Consider the following 18,952-nt stretch of genomic DNA (forward strand, 5'->3'; position numbering starts at 1 on the left):
GCTTAAGGGGCCTAAACGACATGGGTTAGGATTGAGCGGATGGCCGAAGAGAGCAACGTCCAGTTTTCCGATCGCGAGGCACTTCGCTATCACGCGGAAGGGCGGCCGGGTAAGATCGAGATCATCGCCTCCAAGCCCATGGCGACGCAGCGCGATCTGGCGCTGGCCTATTCGCCGGGCGTGGCGGTGCCGGTGCTGGCGATTTCGGAAAATCCGGGCACGGCCTATGACTATACTGCCAAGGGCAATCTGGTCGCGGTGATCTCGAACGGCACCGCGATTCTGGGCCTTGGTAATCTCGGCGCGCTCGCCTCCAAGCCGGTGATGGAAGGCAAGGCAGTGCTGTTCAAGCGCTTCGCCGATGTCGATTCGATCGACCTTGAGCTCAAGACCGAGGATGTCGACCGTTTCATCGACGCAGTCGAACTGATGGAGCCGAGCTTCGGCGGCATCAATCTGGAAGACATCAAGGCGCCCGAATGCTTCGTCATCGAGCAGACGCTGCGCGAGCGCATGAACATTCCCGTCTTTCATGACGACCAGCACGGCACCGCGATCATCGCCGCCGCCGGCCTGATCAACGCGCTTTACCTGACCGGCCGCGACATCAAGACCACCAAGGTCGTCGTGAACGGCGCCGGTGCTGCGGCGATTGCCTGCACCGAACTGATCAAGGCAATGGGTCTGCCGCACGACAATCTGCTGATGTGTGATCGCACCGGTGTGATTTATCAGGGCCGCGAAGACATTAACCAGTGGCAGTCGGCGCATGCCGCGAGGACCGATCGTCGCACGCTGGCGGAGGCGCTGGAAGGGGCGGACGTTTTCCTTGGCCTCTCCGCTGCCAATGCGCTGCCGGCAGAGCTGCTCGCCAAGATGGCCGAGAAGCCGATCATCTTCGCGATGGCCAACCCCGATCCCGAAATCACACCCCCCGACGCCAAGCGCGTGCGGCCGGATGTGATCATCGCCACCGGCCGTTCGGACTATCCGAACCAGGTCAACAACGTGCTGTGCTTCCCGTTCATTTTCCGCGGCGCGCTCGACGTGCGGGCGACGGGGATCAACGATGCGATGAAGGTCGCCGCCGCCCGCGCGCTGGCCGAACTCGCCCGCCAGCAGGTGCCGGAGGAAGTGGCGACGGCCTATGGCACGTCGCACAGCTTCGGTCCCGACTATATCATCCCGACGCCGTTCGACCCGCGCCTCATCGAGATCATCCCCGCAGCAGTAGCGCAAGCGGCGATGGATTCGGGCGTGGCGACCCGGCCGATTATCGACATGACCGCCTATCGCCAGCAACTGCGCGCGCGGATGAACCCGACCACCTCGGTGCTCAGCATGGCCTATGAAGGCGCGCGGGCGAAGCCGAAGCGGGTGATCTTTGCGGAAGGCGAAGAGGAAGTGGTGCTGCGTGCCGCCATCGCCTTCCAGGAGGATGGCTATGGCACGCCGGTGCTGGTCGGCCGCGAATCGGTGCACGACCGTCTCCGCGAACTGGGCGCCAACCCCGATCATTTCGAGGTGCACAACAGCGTCAACTCGCCGCTGGTCGAGGACATGGTCGAGGCGCTGTATCAGCGGCTCCAGCGTCGCGGCTATCTGCGCCGCGATTGCGAGCGCATGGTCAATCGCGACCGCAACATCTTCGGTTCGCTGTTGCTGCGTATGGGCCATGCCGATGCGATGATCACCGGCGTTACCCGCACCTATGCCGAGACGATGCGCCAGGTGCGCCGGGTGATCGATCCGGTCGATGGCCGTACACCCTTCGGCATCCATGTGCTGGTCGGCCAGTCGCACACCGTGTTCATCGCCGACACCACGGTGAACGAGCGCCCGACCGGCGAGGAACTGGCCGACATTGCCGAGCGCACGGTGCAGGTCGCCCGCCGCATGGGCCATGAGCCGCGCGTCGCGCTGCTCAGCTATTCGACCTTCGGCAACCCCGAGGGCAAGTGGATCGACAATATCCGCGACGCGGTAAAGGTGCTCGATGCGCGCGGCGTTGCCTTCGAATATGAAGGCGACATGGCGCCTGACGTGGCGTTGAACCCCAAGCTGCTTGCCAATTATCCGTTCGCGCGCCTGTCCGGGCCGGCCAATGTGCTGATCATGCCGGGCCTGCAATCGGCCAACATCTCCGCCAAGCTGCTGCGCGAGCTGGGCGGCGATTCGATGGTCGGGCCGATGCTGATCGGCATGGAAAAGTCGGTGCAGATCGCACCAATGACCGCGACCGCCAGCGAGCTGGTGACGCTGGCGGTGCTGGCGGCGGGTGACATCGCGCGCTGATCCGGGCATGCGCATCGGCGGCATCAGCCGTCGATGCTCGCCCCCAGCGAAGCATTGACCAGCCCGCCGTCGACGGTGACGGTTTCGCCGATCACATAGTCGCCGGCGCGGCTTGCCAGATAGATGGCCGCGCCTGCCATATCCTCGTCGACGCCGATGCGGAGGGCGGGGATCGCCTTGGCGACGGTGCTGCCATGGTCGCGCGCGGCCTTGTTCATGTCGCTGGCAAAGGCGCCCGGGGCGATAGACGTGACGTTGATATGGTCGCGCACAAGACGGGCAGCCATGCGCTTGGTGAGATAGATCAGCGCCGATTTCGAGGCGTGATAGCTATAGGTTTCCCAGGCGTTCAGCCGCTGGCCGTCGATCGAAGTGATGTTGATCACCTTGGCCGGGCGGTCGGCGCTGCCGCCTGCCTTGAGCAGCCCGTGCAGCGCTTGCGTCAGGAAGAAGGGGGACTTGACGTTCAGGTCCATCACCTTGTCCCAGCCCTTTTCCGGGAAATGCTCGAACGGCTCGCCCCAGGCGGCGCCGGCATTGTTGACGAGGATGTCGAGCCGGGGTTCGCGCGCCGCCAGATCGGCAGCAAGCGCGCGGCAGCCCTCCACCGTCGAGACGTCATGGGGCAGGGGGATGGCGTTCGGTCCCAGCGCGGCCGCGGTCTCTTCGCACGCCTCGGCCTTGCGAGAGGAAACATAGACTTTCGCGCCCGAGGCGACGAAGCCTTCCGCAATCATCCGGCCGATGCCGCGCGATCCGCCGGTGACGAGCGCCACGCGGCCGTCGAGGCGGAACAGCGAAGTTATATCCATATCTTGCTCCCTCTCAAAATTTGTTCACCCTCACCCTCACCCTCACCCTCCCATCGCTGCGCGATGGGGACCTCCCTCTCCCAAGGGGAGAGGTGTTCAAGCTCCCTCTCCCCTTGGTAGAGGGAAGGGGCCCGCCGCCGAAGGCGGTGGGAAGGGTGAGGGTGGCCATGGGCTCACTGCCCCTCTCCCAACCCTCTCCCCTGAAGAGGGGAGGGCTTTATCCTTTATCCACCCCGCTTCAGCGTTTCGCGAGCGATGATCAGTTGCTGGATCTGGCTGGTGCCTTCGTAGATGCGGAACAGCCGCACATCGCGGTACAGCCGTTCGATCCCGTAATCAGCGATATAGCCCGCCCCGCCGAAAATCTGGACGGCGCGGTCCGCCACCCGGCCGACCATCTCGCTGGCGAAATATTTCGCCGCCGCTGCCTCCATCGTCGTGTTGCTGCCGGCGTCCTTGGCCCCGGCCGTTTCCAGCACCAGCGCCCGCGCGGCGAGCGCTTCGGTCTTGGAATCGGCCAGCATCGCCTGGATCAACTGGTGCTCGGCGATCGGCTTGCCGAACTGGCGGCGCTCGCTGGCATAGGCGACGCAGTCGGCGATCAGCCGTTCGGCCACCCCGACACAGACCGCCGCGATGTGCAGCCGGCCGCGGTCGAGCACCTGCATGGCGATGCGGAAGCCCTCGCCCTCCTCGCCCAGCCGGTTGGCGGCAGGCACGGGGACATTGTCGAAGATGACATCGGCGACCTTGGCGCCCTTCTGCCCCATCTTCTTCTCGGGCTCGTCGACCGACAGGCCGGGCAGGTCGCGGGGGACGAGGAAGGCGGAAACGCCACGCCCGCCGGGTTCGTCGCCGGTGCGCGCCATTACGGTGAACAGCTGCGCCTTGTCGGCATTGGTGATGTAGCGCTTGGTGCCGGACAGGCGATAGACATCGCCGTCGCGCACCGCCCGGGTCTTCACGGCGCCGGAATCAGAGCCGACATCGGGCTCGGTCAGGGCAAAGCTGGTGATGATCGCGCCGCTGGCGATGCGCGGCAGCCACGCGGCCTTTTGTTCGGGCGTGCCGGCGATCACCAGACCCTGGCTGCCGATGCCGACATTGGTGCCGAAGGTCGAGCGGAAGGCCGGGGTGGTGCGGCCCAGCTCGATCGCCACGCGGCATTCCTCGGCCATGGTCAGGCCAAGGCCGCCAAATTCCTCGGCGATCGACAGGCCGAACAGGCCGAGCGCCTGCATCTCCGCGACCAGATCGGCCGGGATCGCGTCGGCCGCCTCCACCTCCGCCTCGCGCGGGCGGAGCCGCTCGGAAACGAAGCGGCGAACCGTGTCGATCAGCGCATCGAACAGCTCGGGTTCGAGTGCCATGCATCCTCTCTCTTCTAATTTGATCCAGCATAGCCTTTCTGGATCCGTCGGCAAGCCATACCCGTTCTTCCAAAGCGTTTCATTTGCCCGGACGGACGCGGCCCTGTATCGCTGCTTGCGGATCGACACGGAGAGACCCGCATGCATGGCCGCAGCGCCGCCCCAGCCGCCCTTCCCGAGGCGCGGCGCGTCGCCACGCCGACCCTGTTCGCCTACGGCTTTGGCGCGGTCGCCTATGGCGTGAAGGATTTCGGCTTCGTCAGCTTCCTGCTGCTGTTCTACAATCAGGTGGTGGGGTTGCCGGCGGCCGAAGTAGGGCTGGTCATCATGTGCGCGCTGTTCCTCGATGCGTTCATCGATCCGGCGATCGGGTTCCTGTCTGACCGGACGCGCAGCCGCTGGGGGCGCCGCCATCCCTGGATGTATGCCGCCGCGCTGCCGATCGGCGCCGGCTGGCTGCTGCTCTGGAACCCGCCCGCCTGGTCGCACGGCGCGCTGCTCGGCTGGCTGTTCGTGACGGCGGTGCTGGTGCGAACCGCGGTATCGGCCTTCGAAGTCCCCTCGCAGGCGCTGAGTCCCGAGCTTTCCTCCGATTATGACGAGCGGACTCGGATCATGGCGTGGCGTTTCCTGTTCGGCTGGGCCGGCGGGATGGCGATGCTGACGCTCTCCTATGGCTGGTTCCTGGCTGAACGCGCCGGCCAGCCGCACGGCCAGTTCGACCGCGCCGGCTATCCGCTGTTCGCGCTGGCGGGGGCGGGGATGATGGTGGTGGCGATCCTGGGATCGGCGCTGGGCACCCATCACGAGATCAAGAACCTGCCCAGGGTGGACATAGAGCGGAAGCCGTTCGGCGCGAGCATGGCCGAGCTGTTCCAGACCGTGCGCAACCCTGCCTTCCTGATCCTGATGGCGGCGGGGCTCAGCTATTACACGGCGCAGGGCATCAGCTTTTCGATGTCCAACTATCTTTATGCCCATGTCTGGCGTTTCGGGCCGCTGGCCTATCAGCTGCTGGGCGGCACGCTGTTGCTGGGCGTGTTCTTCGCCTTTCTGCTGGTGCGGCGGGTGGCGCAGTGGCTGGGCAAGCCGCTGGCGGCGACCTTGTTCCTGGTGGCCGCGGCGTTCCTGCTCACCTCGCCCTATCTGCTGCGGCTGGCGGGCCTGTTCCCCGGGCCGGGGAGCCCGGTGCTGCTGCCGCTGCTCTTCGTGATCTTCACCATCAACGTGATGTGCGCCGTGGCCTCCACCATGCTGGGCGCGTCGATGCTTGCCGACGTGGTCGAGCAGTCGGAGATGGAGACCGGCCGGCGATCCGAAGGCGTGTTCTTCGCCGGCTTCTTCTTCGTCCAGAAATGCTCGAGCGGGCTGGGCATCTTTGCCACCGGGCTGATCCTGTCGGTTTCGGGCTTTCCCGATGGCGCGGTGCCGGGGACGGTGCCGGTGGCGGTGGTCGACCGGTTCACCCTGCTGTTCTGCGGCGTGTATATCGCACTGGGGCTGACCGGCGCGCTGCTCTATCGCCGCTTCCCCTTCGGCAAGGCGGAACACGCCGCCCGGCTGGCGCGGATGCGCGGGGTGTTGCTGATCCGGCAGGCTGATGTTATAACGATCGTATGACCAAGCCGCTCAAGATCATCAAGATCGGCAACTCTGCCGGTGTCATCCTGCCCAAGGAAATCCTGGCGCGGTTGCGGGTGGAGCTGGGCGACGAGCTGTTCCTCAGTGAAACGGATAGCGGCGTGGCGCTCACCAGAAACGACCCCGACTTTGAAGAGCAAATGAAGGTCGCGCGTGAAGTCATGGTTCGGCGCCGCGCGGCGCTGCGCGAACTCGCCAAGTAAATGGCTGATTGGGTTTGGGTGGACGTGGCTGTGACAATCGCTGCGCATGGCGAGCAGCTTGCCGAACACGGCGGCGCGGCTGGCGTTCGTGACCGCAACATGCTGGAAAGCGCCATGGCCCGGCCTTTGAATTTGGTTGCTTACGGGGAGCCGGATGCAGCGGAACTTGCCGCTGCATATGCATTTGGAATCGCCCGCAACCACCCGTTCGTCGATGGTAACAAGCGGACGGCGGCGGTTGTGAGCGAAACTTTTCTGGCTCTGAACGGCTATGTTCTGACCTGTGGCGATGTCGAACTGGTGACGACCTTTCTTGAGCTGGCTGCGGGCCACTTGACCGTAGAAGAGCTGGTAGCTTGGTTCAGGCGCTGGATTCAGCCGCTCGCCTGAACGCCAAAATGCCCGCCGGACCTGGGTCCGGCGGGCACCTTTCCTCCCCAGGAAAGGCAGTGGGGGCGTCAGGCGACGCGGCCCAGTCGATGGTAGAGGTTGGAGAACTTCACCGATTCCGGCTTGTCCTTCACCTGTTGCAGATGGCTGCCGACGGCTTCGCGGAGCAGGCGGAAGTCTTCGGTCGAGAAAACGGCGCGGCTGCGCTGGGGTTCGGTGGACATGGTATTCTCTCCTTTCACGCGGCTTGCATGGTCTTGAACTGGGCGGCTTCGGTGCTTTCGGCGAGTGCGGTGGTCGAGCTTTCGCCGCCGGCCACGGCCTGGGCGACCGCGTCGAAATAGCCGGTGCCGACTTCGCGCTGGTGGCGGGTGGCGGTGTAGCCATTCGCCTCGGCGGCGAACTCGGCCTGCTGCAGCTCCGAATAGGCCGCCATGCCGTGGTCGCGATATCCGCGCGCCAGCTCGTACATGCCGTAATTGAGGCTGTGGAAGCCGGCTAGGGTGACGAACTGGAACTTGTACCCCATCGCGCCGATTTCGCGCTGGAAACGGGCGATGTCGTCCTTGTCCAGATTCTTCTCCCAGTTGAAGCTGGGCGAGCAATTGTACGCCAGCATCTTGTTCGGATGCTCGCGCTTGATCGCCTCGGCGAAGCGGCGGGCGTCGTCGAGATTTGGATGGCTCGTTTCCCACCACAACAGGTCGGCATGTTCGGCAAAGGCCAGGCCGCGCTTGATGCAATGGTCGACGCCGGTGCCTTCCTTGAGGCGGAAGAACCCCTCGGGGGTGCGTTCGCCGGTGAGGAATTCATGGTCGCGCTCGTCGACGTCCGAGGTGATCAGCCGCGCCGATTCGGCATCGGTCCGCGCGCAGATCACCGTCGGTACGCCGCACACATCCGCCGCCAGCCGCGCCGCATCGAGGTTGCGGATATGCGCCTGGGTCGGGATCAGAACCTTGCCGCCGAGATGGCCGCACTTCTTCTCGCTGGCGAGCTGGTCCTCATAATGCACGCCGGCCGCACCCGCGGCGATGTACGCCTTCATGATCTCGAAGCAGTTGAGCGGGCCACCGAAGCCGGCTTCGGCATCGGCGACGATCGGCGCGAACCAGTCGCGGGTGGCGCCGCCTTCCATATGCTCGATCTGGTCGGCGCGCTGGAGCGTGGCGTTGATCCGCCGCGCCAGCTCCGGCCCGGCATTGGCCGGGTAGAGCGACTGGTCGGGATACATCTGGCCGGCGGTGTTGGCATCGGCCGCGACCTGCCAGCCCGAGAGATAGATCGCCTTCAGCCCGGCGCGGACCATCTGCATCGCCTGGTTGCCGGAAAGGGCGCCGAGCGCATGGACATAGTCCTCAGTGCGCAGCAGCTCCCACAGCTTCAGCGCGCCGCGGCGGGCAAGCGTGTGCTCGACCGGCAGCGAGCCGCGCAGCTTCGCCACATCGGCCGGGCTGTAGGGGCGGGTGATCCCGTCGAATCGGCCGGCGGGGGCGGGGACCAGATCCTCGAAGCGCTGGGGCTGTGGCATTTGTGAATTCCTTGACTGGATTGCGATTCCTTGTGTGGCTAAGTTTAGGAAGTTGTTGTCCAGGCGGAATTGCACTTCGTGTTCGCACAGGGTGGATATGTGTTACGGGTTGCGGTGCGGGGTTGTGTTGTTGTAAAGTATTTACAATGGGTGTTGCGGCTCAGGTTCGGAACGTAACAGGAACGTGCGGTGTAGGAAAGCGCGTGTTCGAGCCTGGGGATTCCCCTCCCTGAAAGGGAGGGGTTAGGGGTGGGTTCGCCACCGCCAGGTGGCGGGACTCGTGGTCGACAGGGGGGGCGAGTTTTCAGGGCGCGCAGACGCGCGCACCCACCCCCAGCCCCTCCCTTTCAGGGAGGGGGGCGAGGCAATCGCATGGCCCCCTCCCCCGGGTAGGAAATTGGAAGGAACCTCGATGGCCGAACGCAAACTCTTCGCCGGGCACGCGATCCGTCGCCTGCGTTTCCAGCTCGGCGTCAGCCAGGCGGCGATGGCGGATGCGCTCGACATTTCGCCCAGCTATCTCAATCTGGTCGAGCGCAACCAGCGGCCGATTTCCGCCGCGCTGATGCTCAAGCTGGCCGAGACCTATGATTTCGATCCGCGCCGCCTCGCTGCGGCCGAACCCGGCGGCGGGGCGGAGGCGATCCGGCGGCGGCTGGCCGATCCGCTGTTCGCGGATCTGGCGATCGACCGGCATCAGCTCGAGGAGTGGCTGGCCGGCGCGCCCGACGGGGCGGAGGCGTTTGCCCGCGCCTATGACCGGATGGGGCAGGGCGGCGGGGGCGAACCGGGCGCGCCCGATCCCGGCCAGCAGGTGCGCCGCGCGATCGAGCGCTGGCGCAACCATTTCGCCGATCTGGACGCGGCGGGCGAGGCGCTGGCCGACGAACTGCGCATGGCCGGCGACCCCTATGGCGCGATGGCCGAGCGGTTGCGGGTGAAGCACCAGTTGTCGGTGCGCATCCTGCCCGCCGAGGTGATGGGCGAGGCGCTGAAGCGGCTCGATTTCCACGCCCGGCAATTGCAATTGTCCGAAGCGCTCGATCCCAGCGCGCGGGCCTTTGCGCTGGCCGAACAGCTTGCGGTCGAGGCGCGCGACGAAATCGAGGCGCTGGTGCGCGGCGCCGCGCTCGATCGCGCCGGCGAGCGGATGTTCCGGCGCCATCTGACCGCCTATTTCGCCGCTTCGGTGACGATGCCTTATGCCCGCTTTCTGCGCGCGTGCGAGGCGAGCGGATACGATCTCGATTTGCTGCAGCGGCGGTTCGGGGCGAGCCTGGCGCAGGTGGCGCACCGGCTGACGACATTGCAGCGGGTGGGCGCGCGGGGCCTGTCCTTCTTCCTGATGCGGTTCGACCGGGCCGGGCAGGTGTCGATGCGCTATGCCGGGGCGAGCGGATCGGCGCTGGTCGAGGCGGCGGTGCCCTGCCCGCTATGGAATGCCTACGACGCCTTTGCCCGCACCGATGAAACGGCGGTGCAGCTTGTCGAGCTGGAAGATGGCGCGCGGCTGTTCACCATCGCCCGCTGCGCGCATCCGCACGGCACCACCCCCGGCGGGGTGCGGCCGCGCTTCGTGCTCGCGCTGGGATTGCCGGCGGCGGAAGCGGGCGCGCTGGCGGCGGCGCGCGGCGTCGATCTGGGCGGCAGCGCCGCGCCGATCGGGCTCGGCTGCCGCGCCTGTACCCGCGTGGCGTGCCCGCAACGATCGGCGGCGCCCGCCGGCCGGGCAGTGCGGGCGAACGAGCGCGAACGGGGCGTGACGGCGTTCGGCTTCGCGGCGGATTGACGATGGGCGCCCGGTACTCCCCTCCCTCAAAGGGAGGGGCTGGGGGGTGGGTGCGCGCGTCTGCGCGCTCCAGAAAGCGATGCGTCCTGCCGGAGAGCGAGTCCCGCCGCCTGCCGGCGGCGGACCCACCCCCGCCCCCTCCCTGCAAGCAGGGAGGGGGGCTGCCTTCGCTTCTGCCGGCTAGTTATCCAGCTCGAGCAGTTCCTTGCGGACATGGATGGCGCGCAGCGAAATGTGCACTTCGAACAGGAAATAGATCAGCCCCGCCATCAGCAGCAGCATCGACAGGATGAACGCCACCGCAACCCAGATGCCGACATGGAGATTGGCGAGCCGCGAGACGAACATCAGCGCGACGACGAAGCAGATGGCGAGCGCGCTGGCGGTGCACAGGAAGATCGCATTGTTGATCACCGAGATGCGGTGGTCGATGATCCGCAGCTCGCGGACATGGCGGTCATGTTCGGGGCCGCTGGAGCGCGGATGGAGTTCCTCGATCACGCGGGCGCGGTCGACGATGCGGGCGAGCCGGCCGACCATCACGTTGAGGAACGCGCCGATGCCGGCCAGCAGGAACACGGGCGCGATCGCCGCCTGGATCGTCTGCGATACGGTGGAGAGATAGGGGCCTTCCATCCTGTCTGCTTAGGGGCAGCTCTGTCCTTGCCGCAAGCCCAAGCGCGTCCACGGCTTGGTAAGGCCTGCACTGTATCTGTGCCGGCATGACCAGGGAAATGCCGAGTGCCGCCTTTGCGCGCCTGTCGCCGGCGCTTGCCGTGCGCTGCGTGGAGGGGCTGGCGGTCGAGATCGACGCGGTGGCGGCGCGGGCGGCGCCCGCATACCGGTTCCTGCGCCATGGCTGGTATGCGGCGGCGCTGCAGGCCTATGGCGGCGAGGCGCGCACGCTACTCGCCACGCGCGAAGGCGAGGCGGTGGCGGCGCTGCCGATGATCCGGGTGGGGCCGCGCCCGGCAGGGCTGGCGGCGGTGCCCGGCTGCTACTGGCCGTTCCGTACCCTGCCGATCGCTGCCGATGCCGGGCTGGAAGTGGCGGAGGCGCTGCTGGCCGCGCTGGGCCGGCAGGTGCGGGCGCTGCGCATCGGCCCGGTCTATGACGGCGATCCGGCGCTGGAGGCGCTGAAGGCGGCGGCGCGCGGGCGCGGCTGGGCGGTGCTCGACCGGTTCGTGGCCGATTCCTATCTGCTCGACATGGCGGCGCTGCGGGCGGAGGGCGGCTGGCCGCGCAACTCGACGCTGCGCAAGAACCGCTTCCACGAAAAGCATCTTGCCGGCCACGGCGCGCTCGACTGGCAGTTCGTTTCGGGCAGCGAGTGGCAGGCGCCCGCCTTTGCCGCGCTGGCGGCGGTCGAGGAACGGAGCTGGATCGCCAGCCGCACCGATGGCGGCGATGCCAAATTCACCGCCCGCGGGCACGGTGCCTTCTGGCGCGCGGCGGCGCAGGATCCGGTGCTGGCGGAACAGATGTGGGCGGCGGTGCTGCGCGTCGATGGCCGGCCGGCGGCCTTTTCATTCGACCTGAATGTCGGCACCCGCAAATATGCGATCGCCAACAGCTATGATCCCGATTTCGCCCGCCATTCGCCCGGCAAGCTGCTCTATTATCGCAATTTGCTGCGCGCGATCGACGACGGGATGACGCTGGTCGACTGGGGTGCGGGCGACAGCGGCTACAAGCGCATGATCGGCGCGGAAAAGGGGCCGGCGATCCGCGACTGGCTGTTCGTGCGGCCGGGCCTGTCCGCTTTTGCTGCATCGATGCTGCGCGGCATCTGGCGGCGCAGCGGCCATGCCGCGTCTCAGCCGGCGGTGGAGGCCGGCGGCCACGACTGAGCCGCGAGCCGGTCGCGCAGCGCCAGCACCAGCAGCGCGGTCTTCATGTCGGCCAGCGCTGCCATGCCCATCGCCCACAGCGCGGCGAGCGGCATTTCGACGACTTCGATCGCCTCATGCTCCTCCGCCAGCCCGCCGCCGGCCGCGACGCGATCGGCGGCGGCATAGGTGGCGAGATAGCAGCTCAGCCGCTCGGTGGAGACGGCGGGCATGGCGTGGAAATGGCCGACCAGTTCGAGTGCGTCGATCCGCAGGCCGCATTCCTCCAGCACTTCGCGGCGGGCGGTATCCTCGATGCCGTCGCCGGTTTCGATCCGCCCCGCCGGCGCTTCGTATAGTGGTTCGCTCTGCCCGCGCAGCAGCAGCGGCGGGCGCGGCTGGCGCACCAGCATCACCGTGCCGCGCGCGGGATCATAGGGCAGTACCGCGACCGCATCGCCATGATCCTCGATCTCGCGCGTGATGGTCTCGCCTTCGGGCGTACGCAGCGTGGCGATCAGCAGCCGGCCCCAGCCGGAATAGCGCGTTTCGACCTGTTCGATCGCGGGGTTCTGCACGGACATGCGATGCTCCCTACAGCAACCATGGCGCAGTGCAGCAGGAAAATGGCAGCGCCGCGACATGTGGTCGCGCGCTCGGGATGTCTTGCGTGCGCCGCGGCATGTCCTTACGCAAATGCGCTGTCATATAAGAAAGTCGGGCGAGCGATGGTGAAGGCAGCGGCGGGCGCGCAGATGAGCGAGATTGTCGACGCGCACCAGCATTTCTGGCGGATCGACGCGCCGGGCCATGCCTGGCCGGGGCCGGACCTGCCCGCGATCCACCGCGATTTCCTGCCCGACGATTTGCGCGCTGCCGCTACGGGCGTGCCGCTGGTGGCGACGGTGCTGGTCCAGTCGCAGCCGAGCGATGCCGACACCGACTGGCTGTGCGACCTTGCCGCGCTGGAGCCTCTGGTCGGCGCGGTGGTGGGGTGGGCCGATCTGGCGGCGGCCGATGCACCCGCGCGGATCGCGGCGCTGGCCGCGCGGCCCAAGCTGCGCGGGTTGCGGCCGATGCTGCAGTCGATCGACGACAGCGACTGGGTCTGCCGGCCGGATCTCGCGCCGGCGGTCGAGGCGATGATCGCGCACGGGCTGCGCTTCGATGCGCTGGTCCAGCCCCGGCATCTCGGGGCGCTCCATCGCTTTGTGCAGGCGTGGCCGGCGTTGCCGATCGTGATCGACCACGGCGCCAAGCCCTTTGCCGCTATGGGCACGCTCGACCCGTGGCGCGCCGAAATCGCGGCGCTGGCGGCGCTGCCCAATGTCTTCTGCAAATTGTCGGGCCTGCGCACCGAACAGGACGAAGGCCAGCCGGCAGCGGCGCTGGCGCCCTATGTCGCGCATCTGGTCGCCAGCTTCGGCGACCGGCTGATGTGGGGCAGCGACTGGCCGGTGCTGGGGTTGTGCGACGCCTATACCGCATGGTTCGATACGGCGCGGACGCTCGCCGGGCTGGACGCTGCGGGCGAGCAATGGCTGTTCGCCGGCTGTGCCCGCCAATTCTATGGTTTCTGACGCGATTTCCGAAGGAGCTTTCCCGCCCATGTCCCAGCGTTTCTGCCTCGCGCTCGATCTGGAGGACGATGCCGATCTGATCGCCGCCTATGAGGACTGGCACCGCGTCGGGCGGACGCCGGCGCCGGTAATCGCCTCGATCCGCGCGGCCGGCATCGAGAATATGGAGATTTTCCGGCTGGAGAACCGGCTGGTGATGATCGTCGACGCGCGCGACGATTTCAGCTTCGCCCGCAAGGCTGAAATGGATGCCGCCAACCCCGACGTGGTGGCGTGGGAAGCGCGCATGCTCGCCTATCAACGGCCCGCCGCGGGGACCAGCGACGGTGAAAAATGGCGGCCCATGGCGCGCATTTTCCGCCTGCTCGACCATCTGGCGGGCGCGCAGTGAGCGACGGGAAACAGGAGGGGCTATGGCACGCGCGCCGCTGAAGAAAACCTATGCCGCGCCGGCGATCGAGAAGGCGTTCGAAGTCATCGAACTGCTCGCCAGCCGGCAGGACGGCGCGCTCGTCACTGAAATGGCCGCCGATCTGGGGCGTTCGGTGGGGGAGTTGTTCCGCATCGTCGTGGTGATGGAACAACTCGGCTATCTGCGCCGGTCGGAAGTGACCGATCGCTATTCGGTGGCGTACAAGCTGCTCGATGTCGCGCTGCGCGCCACGCCGTCGCAGGATCTGGTCCGCGCCGCGATGCCGGAAATGCAGCTGCTGGCGATGGAAATCGGCCAGTCCTGCCATCTCGTAGTACCCAGCGACGGCCATGGCCTGGTGGTGGCGCGCGAGGAGTCGCCCGGTACGCGCGGCTTTGCGCTGAAGGTCGGTGCCCAGATCGACATTCTCCAGAGTTGCTCGGGACAGGTGATCCTGGCCTTTTCCACGCCGCAGCTTGCCGAACGCATCATCCGCGATGCCGAGGCGGAAAGCGGCCAGCGTGTCGACGCCGCCTGGCTGGCGGCGCGGCTGGCGGCGGTGCGGGAAGCGGGGCATGACAGCCGCACCAGCCCGATCACCCACGGCGTCACCGACATCAGCTTTCCGATTTTCGGCTTCGACCGGTTGGTGGTTGCCGCGCTGACCATTCCGTTCCTCGAGCTGATCGACGGATCGCAGAAAGTTGGCCTGGTGGCGGCGCGCGAGATGCTGGGGGCGACGGCGGCCCGGATTTCCGACCGGCTTGGCTATCAGCCCGATTGAGCGGGGTGCTTGAAGCTCTCGGAAAGCATATATAACATTCCGTTTTTATATTAGAAAATAGGCGAAGCCCATCGCCGGAGGAGCAGTGCATGCGTACGATTACCTGTGTGGAACCGCAGCAACTCGCGCTGCAGGAGCGGAGCGATCCCGTTCCCGGTCAGGGCGAAGTGCTGGTGCGGATCGGCCATGTCGGGCTGTGCGGCACCGATTATAACATCTTCGCCGGGCATCACCCGTTCCTCGAATATCCGCGCGTGATCGGCCATGAGCTGAGCGGCCGCATCGTCGCGCAGGGGCCGGGCGCTGCGCTGCCGCTGGGGCGGCTGGTGACGATCAACCCCTATCTCGCCTGCGGCACCTGCATCGCCTGCCGCAAGGGCAAGCCCAATGCCTGTGTCAACATCCGGGTGCTGGGCGTGCATGTCGATGGCGGCATGTGCGATCTGATCGCGGTGCCCGAACATGCCGTGATCGACGCCGAGGGGCTGACGCCCGAACAGGCGGCGATGGTCGAGTTTCTCGCGATCGGCGCGCATGCCGTGTCGCGTGCTCCGCGTGAGGGCGATCGCATGCTGGTGGTCGGCGCCGGACCGATCGGCGTGGCGACGGCGCTGATCGCGCGGCAGGACGGCTTTGCCGTGACCATGGCCGATCGCAGCGCCGCCCGGCTCCGCTTCGCGACCGATCAGCTCGGCTTTGACGGCGTGGTGGCCGATGACGGGATCGATGCGGCGCTGGCGGCGCGCACCCATGGCGAGATGTTCGACGTGGTGGTCGATGCCACCGGATCGCTGCCGGCGATGCGCCGCAGCCTCGATTTCGTTGCGCATGGCGGGGCGCTGCTGCTGGTCGGCGTTGCATCGGGCGACCTCAGTTTCGCCGATCCGGAGTTCCACAAGCGCGAGGCGATGCTGATCGCCAGCCGTAACGCGCTGAACTGCGATTTCGAGCGCGTGATCGCCGGGTTGAAATCGGGCGCGCTGCCGTCGCGGCTGCTCCACACCCATAGCGTGGGCGTGGAGGAACTGCCGCAGCGGCTGCCCTCGCTCGCGCGCGAGGACGGGCTGATGAAGGCGATCGTGGTGTTCTGATCGCCTTCGGGTTGTTTCAGGCGAAGCGAATTTCGAAGGCACTGGCGTGGCGCGTCGGCAGCGTGGCCGGCGGCGTGATAGTCAATGCCTGGTCGGATTGGCGGAAGTCGATCCGGCCGCGGTGGCCGAGCAGCGCGACGCTGTGCACGCGACGCTGGCCGTTCGGACCTGCGCGCCCCAGCGCGGTGATCGCCACTTCTCCCTTCGGTTCCCCCAGCGTGATGGCATAGAGTGTCTCGCCCCGGATGGTGAAGCGAATATCCTGCGCGGTATAGGCGGCGCGTTCCTGAAAGGCGCCTGCCCTCGCTTCGGTGGGGCCTTCGCCGAACATGTGCCAGGGGCGCGTGCCATGGATCGCCGGGCCGTTCACGGTCATCCACGGCGCCAGCTCAGCCAGCAGCTGCTCTGATTGCGGCGGCAGGCTGCCATCGGCGTGCAGCACGACATTGAGCAGCAGATTGCCGTTCTTGCTGACGATATCGGCGAGCATGGTGACGACATCGCTGGTGCTCTTGTAGCGGTCGTTCTCGTTATAGAACCAGTCGCCGTTCGACGTATCGGTCTGCCAGGGCAGCGGGTTGATGCCGTGGAGCACGCCGCGTTCGACATCCTGCACGCCCCAGTCGGTGCGGAATTCGCCCGAGCCGAGATCCTTGCTGGTATACACCGCTTCCACGCGGCCATGGCGCGCCATGCTGCTGTTGTAGAAATGCGCCATCAGCGATCGGCCGACCGCGCCGAACGGCACGCCGCCATCCGAATAGAGCAGGTCGGGCTGATAGTTGTCGACCAGATCGCGGATGCGTGCGAACCAGCGCTGGTGATAGGCCGGGTTGCGCGTGTACCAGGTGCCCGGCTTGTTGCGATACGGCTCGTCGCGATTGTCGTGGTACAGATCGGCGAAGCGCGGGTCGGCACCGTCATAATCCACCCCCAGCTTTGGCCAGAACTGGTCGTAGAGATGGCTGGGATACCACCAGCAATAGCTGGCGCCGAGATGTTCGGAAACGCCGAAGCGCAGCCCGCGCCGCCGCGCCGCCGCCTGCCATTCGCCGACAATGTCGCGCTTCGGGCCGATTGCCGTCGCGTTCCAGCGGTGGTGCCGTGAACGCCAGAGGTCGAAATTGTCGTGGTGGACGCCCATCGACACCAGATATTTGGCGCCCGCCGCGACATATTTGTCGGCCAGCGCCTCCGGGTCGAACCGCTCCGCCTTCCACAGCGGCAGAATGTCCTTGTAGCCATGTTCGGACGGATGGCCCCAGGTCTTCAGATGATGGTCATAATGGGGATGGCCGGGCACATACATGAAGCGCGCATACCAGTCGCCCTGGCCGGCCACCGCCTGTGGCCCCCAATGCGCCCAGATGCCGAACTTGGCATCGCGGAACCAGTCGGGCGTGCGATAGGCCGACAGCGAATCCACCGTGGGCCGGAAGGGGCCGGGGGCGATCTGCGGGGCAGGCTGTGGCGCGTCCTGCGCCTGCGCTACTTTCATGCCGAGTGCGGTCGCGAACGACCCGGCCAGAACCTCCCGCTTGCTGAAGCCCGCCATGCGCGTCTCTCCTGTCCTGTTCGGGGCTGCATAGGCTGCGTCCCGTTCATGGTAACGTTATCATATCTGAAAGCGCGCTTTCAACTGCTCGCGCGCGGCGAATTTCGTTTCCGTTGCAGCGCGCTATCACTAAGCCTGCGGGCGGCATTGTCGGCGCGCCATGGGTCCAGCGGGAGTGGTAATGCAATCGCGCGAGGAAATGGGGGAACGCAGGGCCATTCAGCCGCCGGCAGTGACGGCGATACTGGCTGCCTGTCTTGCGGCGGTTTGCACCTATGGCCTGTGGTCGACGCCTGAACTGGTCGAGCGCTGGGGCTTCTCCTGGGCCGGGGTCGGCTTGCTGCTCGCCTGGCTCGGCTTCGCCGGGTTGGGAGTGCCGCTCGCTCGCCGGGCGCCTGGGCGGACGGCTTTGGTGCTGCTGGGGGCCATCGTTCTGCTTACTCGCATTGGCGTGGCGCACTGGACCGCCGGACGCACGCCCGATGGCGATGCGGAAATCTACCGGCTGCTCGCCGCGCGGCTGCTGCACGGCGAGGGGCTGGTATTTTTCGAGCCCTATATGGGCATCACTGTCCGCGCCTTTTTTCCTCCCGCCTATCCGCTGCTGCTGGCCGGCTGGGGCTGGGCGCTGGGGCTTGGCACCGCGTCGCTGGTTGCGCTCAACCTGCTGCTCGACGGTGCGGCGGCGTGGCTGGTCTGGCGGATCGGGTGCGCGCTCGGGCGGCCGGGCGCGGGCCGCGCGGCGGCATGGCTGTATCTGATCTGGCCCTCGGTCCTGCTGTCGGCGCCGCTGGCGCAGAAGGAGAGCCTGTGCGTCGTGCTGGTGCTGGCGCTGGCGCTGGCCTGGCTGCGCGTTGGGCAGGGCAGCCTTGGCGGCTGGCGGGCGGTACTGGCGATCGGCGTGCTGGCGGGGGTGCTGGCGCTCGCCCAGCCGGGGCAGGCGCCGCTGGCGGCGCTGTTCGGGCTGGCGATGGTGCCGCAGGCCGGCTGGCGGCGCGTGCTGGCAACCGGCGTGGCGGCGCTGCTGCCGGCCGCGCTGGTGCTGCTGCCCTGGTGGGTGCGCAACTGGATGCTGTTCCATGCCTTCGTCCCGCTCACCTCGGCGGGCAAGCTGAGCCTGTGGGTCGGCAACAATCCCGATGCCAATGGCGACTGGCTGCCCTCGCCCCGCTCGCTGCGCGGCCTGCCCGAACTAGTGCAGACGCAAGCCGCAGCGGCGATGGCGAAGGCGTGGATCGTCAGCCATCCCGCCGCCTTTGCCTGGATCACCGCGGCCAAATTCGTGCGCGCGACGGGTGTGGCGCAGTTCGGCATCGACCGGCTGGCGTTGATGGCACCGCCGGTCGGCGCCGCCGTTACGGCGCTGCTGCTGCCGCTGTCGCAGGGTGCGCATCTGGGGATGCTGGCGGCGGGTGCCGGCACGCTGCTCCGGCGCGGCAGCGCTGTTCCGCGGGCGCTGCTCTGGCTGGTCGTCGCGGGCGCGCTGCAACTGCCGCTGTTCGCCGTCTGGTTCGAGTTTGGCGAGCGCCACCGCGAATTTCTGACGCCGCTGCTGCTGCTGATGCTGGTGGCCGCCTTGGTGCCCCGGCGCGACTAGGGTCAGGACCCATTGATGTGAGAGGCGCGATGTGATTCAGGCTCCGCAAGGAGACCGAATGTGAGCGACCTGT

18 protein-coding genes are annotated in these 18,952 nt (G+C 67.1%); 11 read left to right on the plus strand and 7 right to left on the minus strand.

Features of this window, described 5'->3' with window-relative positions:
• Nucleotides 1-39 precede the first annotated feature (39 nt).
• Nucleotides 40-2,295 carry an NADP-dependent malic enzyme gene (locus tag ACT53M_RS19300; protein WP_476235507.1) on the plus strand — a complete coding sequence of 752 codons (2,256 nt, stop codon included), beginning with the start codon at nucleotides 40-42 and terminating at the stop codon, nucleotides 2,293-2,295.
• A gap of 23 nt (nucleotides 2,296-2,318) precedes the next feature.
• On the opposite strand, the gene ACT53M_RS19305 is transcribed toward ACT53M_RS19300, so the two are convergent.
• Together ACT53M_RS19305 and ACT53M_RS19310 are read right to left on the minus strand one after the other, a co-directional pair.
• Nucleotides 2,319-3,107 (minus strand): SDR family oxidoreductase, encoded by a 789-nt coding sequence (locus tag ACT53M_RS19305; RefSeq protein ID WP_476235508.1) that lies wholly within the window; start codon nucleotides 3,105-3,107, stop codon nucleotides 2,319-2,321.
• 224 nt (nucleotides 3,108-3,331) lie between these two features.
• Nucleotides 3,332-4,477 carry an acyl-CoA dehydrogenase family protein gene (locus tag ACT53M_RS19310; protein WP_476235510.1) on the minus strand — a complete coding sequence of 382 codons (1,146 nt, stop codon included), beginning with the start codon at nucleotides 4,475-4,477 and terminating at the stop codon, nucleotides 3,332-3,334.
• Between the two features lie 141 nt (nucleotides 4,478-4,618).
• On the opposite strand from ACT53M_RS19310, the gene ACT53M_RS19315 reads away from it, so the two are divergent.
• From ACT53M_RS19315 to ACT53M_RS19325, 3 genes are read left to right on the plus strand one after another with little or no spacing between them, the layout of a single operon-like run.
• Nucleotides 4,619-6,097, plus strand: a complete 1,479-nt coding sequence (locus ACT53M_RS19315; RefSeq protein ID WP_476235511.1) for an MFS transporter — start codon at nucleotides 4,619-4,621, stop codon at nucleotides 6,095-6,097.
• Nucleotides 6,094-6,321 carry an AbrB/MazE/SpoVT family DNA-binding domain-containing protein gene (locus ACT53M_RS19320; protein WP_476229666.1) on the plus strand — a complete coding sequence of 76 codons (228 nt, stop codon included), beginning with the start codon at nucleotides 6,094-6,096 and terminating at the stop codon, nucleotides 6,319-6,321. Before ACT53M_RS19315 ends, ACT53M_RS19320 begins: the two co-directional genes overlap by 4 nt.
• Nucleotides 6,322-6,711, plus strand: coding sequence for a type II toxin-antitoxin system death-on-curing family toxin (locus ACT53M_RS19325; RefSeq protein ID WP_476229665.1), 390 nt, complete (start codon nucleotides 6,322-6,324; stop codon nucleotides 6,709-6,711). It abuts the gene before it with no gap.
• A 68-nt stretch (nucleotides 6,712-6,779) separates the two neighbouring features.
• Here ACT53M_RS19325 and ACT53M_RS19330 read toward each other — a convergent pair whose 3' ends face one another.
• Complete coding sequence (locus tag ACT53M_RS19330; protein WP_476229664.1) at nucleotides 6,780-6,935, minus strand: hypothetical protein; 156 nt, start codon at nucleotides 6,933-6,935, stop codon at nucleotides 6,780-6,782.
• A 14-nt stretch (nucleotides 6,936-6,949) separates the two neighbouring features.
• Nucleotides 6,950-8,242, minus strand: coding sequence for an isocitrate lyase (gene aceA / locus ACT53M_RS19335; protein ID WP_476235513.1), 1,293 nt, complete (start codon nucleotides 8,240-8,242; stop codon nucleotides 6,950-6,952).
• A 412-nt stretch (nucleotides 8,243-8,654) separates the two neighbouring features.
• On the opposite strand from aceA, the gene ACT53M_RS19340 reads away from it, so the two are divergent.
• Nucleotides 8,655-10,031: a helix-turn-helix domain-containing protein gene (locus ACT53M_RS19340; protein ID WP_476235514.1), complete on the plus strand. Its 1,377-nt coding sequence runs from the start codon at nucleotides 8,655-8,657 to the stop codon at nucleotides 10,029-10,031.
• Between the two features lie 180 nt (nucleotides 10,032-10,211).
• Here ACT53M_RS19340 and ACT53M_RS19345 read toward each other — a convergent pair whose 3' ends face one another.
• A complete protein-coding gene (locus ACT53M_RS19345; protein WP_476229661.1) occupies nucleotides 10,212-10,667 on the minus strand; it encodes a DUF2721 domain-containing protein in 456 nt (151 codons plus the stop codon).
• A gap of 86 nt (nucleotides 10,668-10,753) precedes the next feature.
• Between ACT53M_RS19345 and ACT53M_RS19350 the strand changes: the two genes are divergently transcribed.
• Nucleotides 10,754-11,881 carry a GNAT family N-acetyltransferase gene (locus tag ACT53M_RS19350; RefSeq protein ID WP_476235515.1) on the plus strand — a complete coding sequence of 376 codons (1,128 nt, stop codon included), beginning with the start codon at nucleotides 10,754-10,756 and terminating at the stop codon, nucleotides 11,879-11,881.
• Here the strand turns inward: ACT53M_RS19350 and ACT53M_RS19355 are convergent.
• The gene (locus ACT53M_RS19355; RefSeq protein WP_476235516.1) at nucleotides 11,848-12,444 is read right to left on the minus strand and encodes an NUDIX domain-containing protein; all 597 of its coding nucleotides are present in this window, start codon (nucleotides 12,442-12,444) and stop codon (nucleotides 11,848-11,850) included. The genes ACT53M_RS19350 and ACT53M_RS19355 overlap by 34 nt on opposite strands.
• Nucleotides 12,445-12,615: 171 nt before the next feature.
• Here ACT53M_RS19355 and ACT53M_RS19360 point away from each other — a divergent pair, with 171 nt between their 5' ends.
• From ACT53M_RS19360 to ACT53M_RS19375, 4 genes are all read left to right on the plus strand, one after another.
• The gene (locus tag ACT53M_RS19360; RefSeq protein ID WP_476235517.1) at nucleotides 12,616-13,440 is read left to right on the plus strand and encodes an amidohydrolase family protein; all 825 of its coding nucleotides are present in this window, start codon (nucleotides 12,616-12,618) and stop codon (nucleotides 13,438-13,440) included.
• 28 nt (nucleotides 13,441-13,468) lie between these two features.
• The gene (locus ACT53M_RS19365) at nucleotides 13,469-13,831 is read left to right on the plus strand and encodes an L-rhamnose mutarotase (RefSeq protein WP_476235518.1); all 363 of its coding nucleotides are present in this window, start codon (nucleotides 13,469-13,471) and stop codon (nucleotides 13,829-13,831) included.
• Between the two features lie 22 nt (nucleotides 13,832-13,853).
• Nucleotides 13,854-14,636: an IclR family transcriptional regulator gene (locus ACT53M_RS19370; protein WP_476235519.1), complete on the plus strand. Its 783-nt coding sequence runs from the start codon at nucleotides 13,854-13,856 to the stop codon at nucleotides 14,634-14,636.
• Between the two features lie 89 nt (nucleotides 14,637-14,725).
• A complete protein-coding gene (locus ACT53M_RS19375; RefSeq protein ID WP_476235520.1) occupies nucleotides 14,726-15,727 on the plus strand; it encodes a zinc-binding alcohol dehydrogenase family protein in 1,002 nt (333 codons plus the stop codon).
• A 16-nt stretch (nucleotides 15,728-15,743) separates the two neighbouring features.
• On the opposite strand, the gene ACT53M_RS19380 is transcribed toward ACT53M_RS19375, so the two are convergent.
• Nucleotides 15,744-17,282, minus strand: coding sequence for an alpha-L-fucosidase (locus ACT53M_RS19380; RefSeq protein WP_476235522.1), 1,539 nt, complete (start codon nucleotides 17,280-17,282; stop codon nucleotides 15,744-15,746).
• Between the two features lie 181 nt (nucleotides 17,283-17,463).
• Between ACT53M_RS19380 and ACT53M_RS19385 the strand changes: the two genes are divergently transcribed.
• Nucleotides 17,464-18,879: a glycosyltransferase gene (locus ACT53M_RS19385; RefSeq protein WP_476235523.1), complete on the plus strand. Its 1,416-nt coding sequence runs from the start codon at nucleotides 17,464-17,466 to the stop codon at nucleotides 18,877-18,879.
• Nucleotides 18,880-18,952 lie beyond the last annotated feature (73 nt).

The sequence above is a fragment of the Sphingomonas sp. DMC6 genome, assembly GCF_056314225.1.

Coding starts and splice junctions, on each gene's coding strand:
- ACT53M_RS19330 (WP_476229664.1), bottom strand. CDS start 6,935: ATGTCCACCGAACCCCAGCGCAGCCGCGCCGTTTTCTCGACCGAAGAC.
- aceA (WP_476235513.1), bottom strand. CDS start 8,242: ATGCCACAGCCCCAGCGCTTCGAGGATCTGGTCCCCGCCCCCGCCGGC.
- ACT53M_RS19365 (WP_476235518.1), top strand. CDS start 13,469: ATGTCCCAGCGTTTCTGCCTCGCGCTCGATCTGGAGGACGATGCCGAT.
- ACT53M_RS19350 (WP_476235515.1), top strand. CDS start 10,754: ATGACCAGGGAAATGCCGAGTGCCGCCTTTGCGCGCCTGTCGCCGGCG.
- ACT53M_RS19370 (WP_476235519.1), top strand. CDS start 13,854: ATGGCACGCGCGCCGCTGAAGAAAACCTATGCCGCGCCGGCGATCGAG.
- ACT53M_RS19320 (WP_476229666.1), top strand. CDS start 6,094: ATGACCAAGCCGCTCAAGATCATCAAGATCGGCAACTCTGCCGGTGTC.
- ACT53M_RS19315 (WP_476235511.1), top strand. CDS start 4,619: ATGCATGGCCGCAGCGCCGCCCCAGCCGCCCTTCCCGAGGCGCGGCGC.
- ACT53M_RS19300 (WP_476235507.1), top strand. CDS start 40: ATGGCCGAAGAGAGCAACGTCCAGTTTTCCGATCGCGAGGCACTTCGC.
- ACT53M_RS19325 (WP_476229665.1), top strand. CDS start 6,322: ATGGCTGATTGGGTTTGGGTGGACGTGGCTGTGACAATCGCTGCGCAT.
- ACT53M_RS19385 (WP_476235523.1), top strand. CDS start 17,464: ATGCAATCGCGCGAGGAAATGGGGGAACGCAGGGCCATTCAGCCGCCG.
- ACT53M_RS19380 (WP_476235522.1), bottom strand. CDS start 17,282: ATGGCGGGCTTCAGCAAGCGGGAGGTTCTGGCCGGGTCGTTCGCGACC.
- ACT53M_RS19340 (WP_476235514.1), top strand. CDS start 8,655: ATGGCCGAACGCAAACTCTTCGCCGGGCACGCGATCCGTCGCCTGCGT.
- ACT53M_RS19360 (WP_476235517.1), top strand. CDS start 12,616: ATGAGCGAGATTGTCGACGCGCACCAGCATTTCTGGCGGATCGACGCG.
- ACT53M_RS19355 (WP_476235516.1), bottom strand. CDS start 12,444: ATGTCCGTGCAGAACCCCGCGATCGAACAGGTCGAAACGCGCTATTCC.
- ACT53M_RS19310 (WP_476235510.1), bottom strand. CDS start 4,477: ATGGCACTCGAACCCGAGCTGTTCGATGCGCTGATCGACACGGTTCGC.
- ACT53M_RS19345 (WP_476229661.1), bottom strand. CDS start 10,667: ATGGAAGGCCCCTATCTCTCCACCGTATCGCAGACGATCCAGGCGGCG.
- ACT53M_RS19375 (WP_476235520.1), top strand. CDS start 14,726: ATGCGTACGATTACCTGTGTGGAACCGCAGCAACTCGCGCTGCAGGAG.
- ACT53M_RS19305 (WP_476235508.1), bottom strand. CDS start 3,107: ATGGATATAACTTCGCTGTTCCGCCTCGACGGCCGCGTGGCGCTCGTC.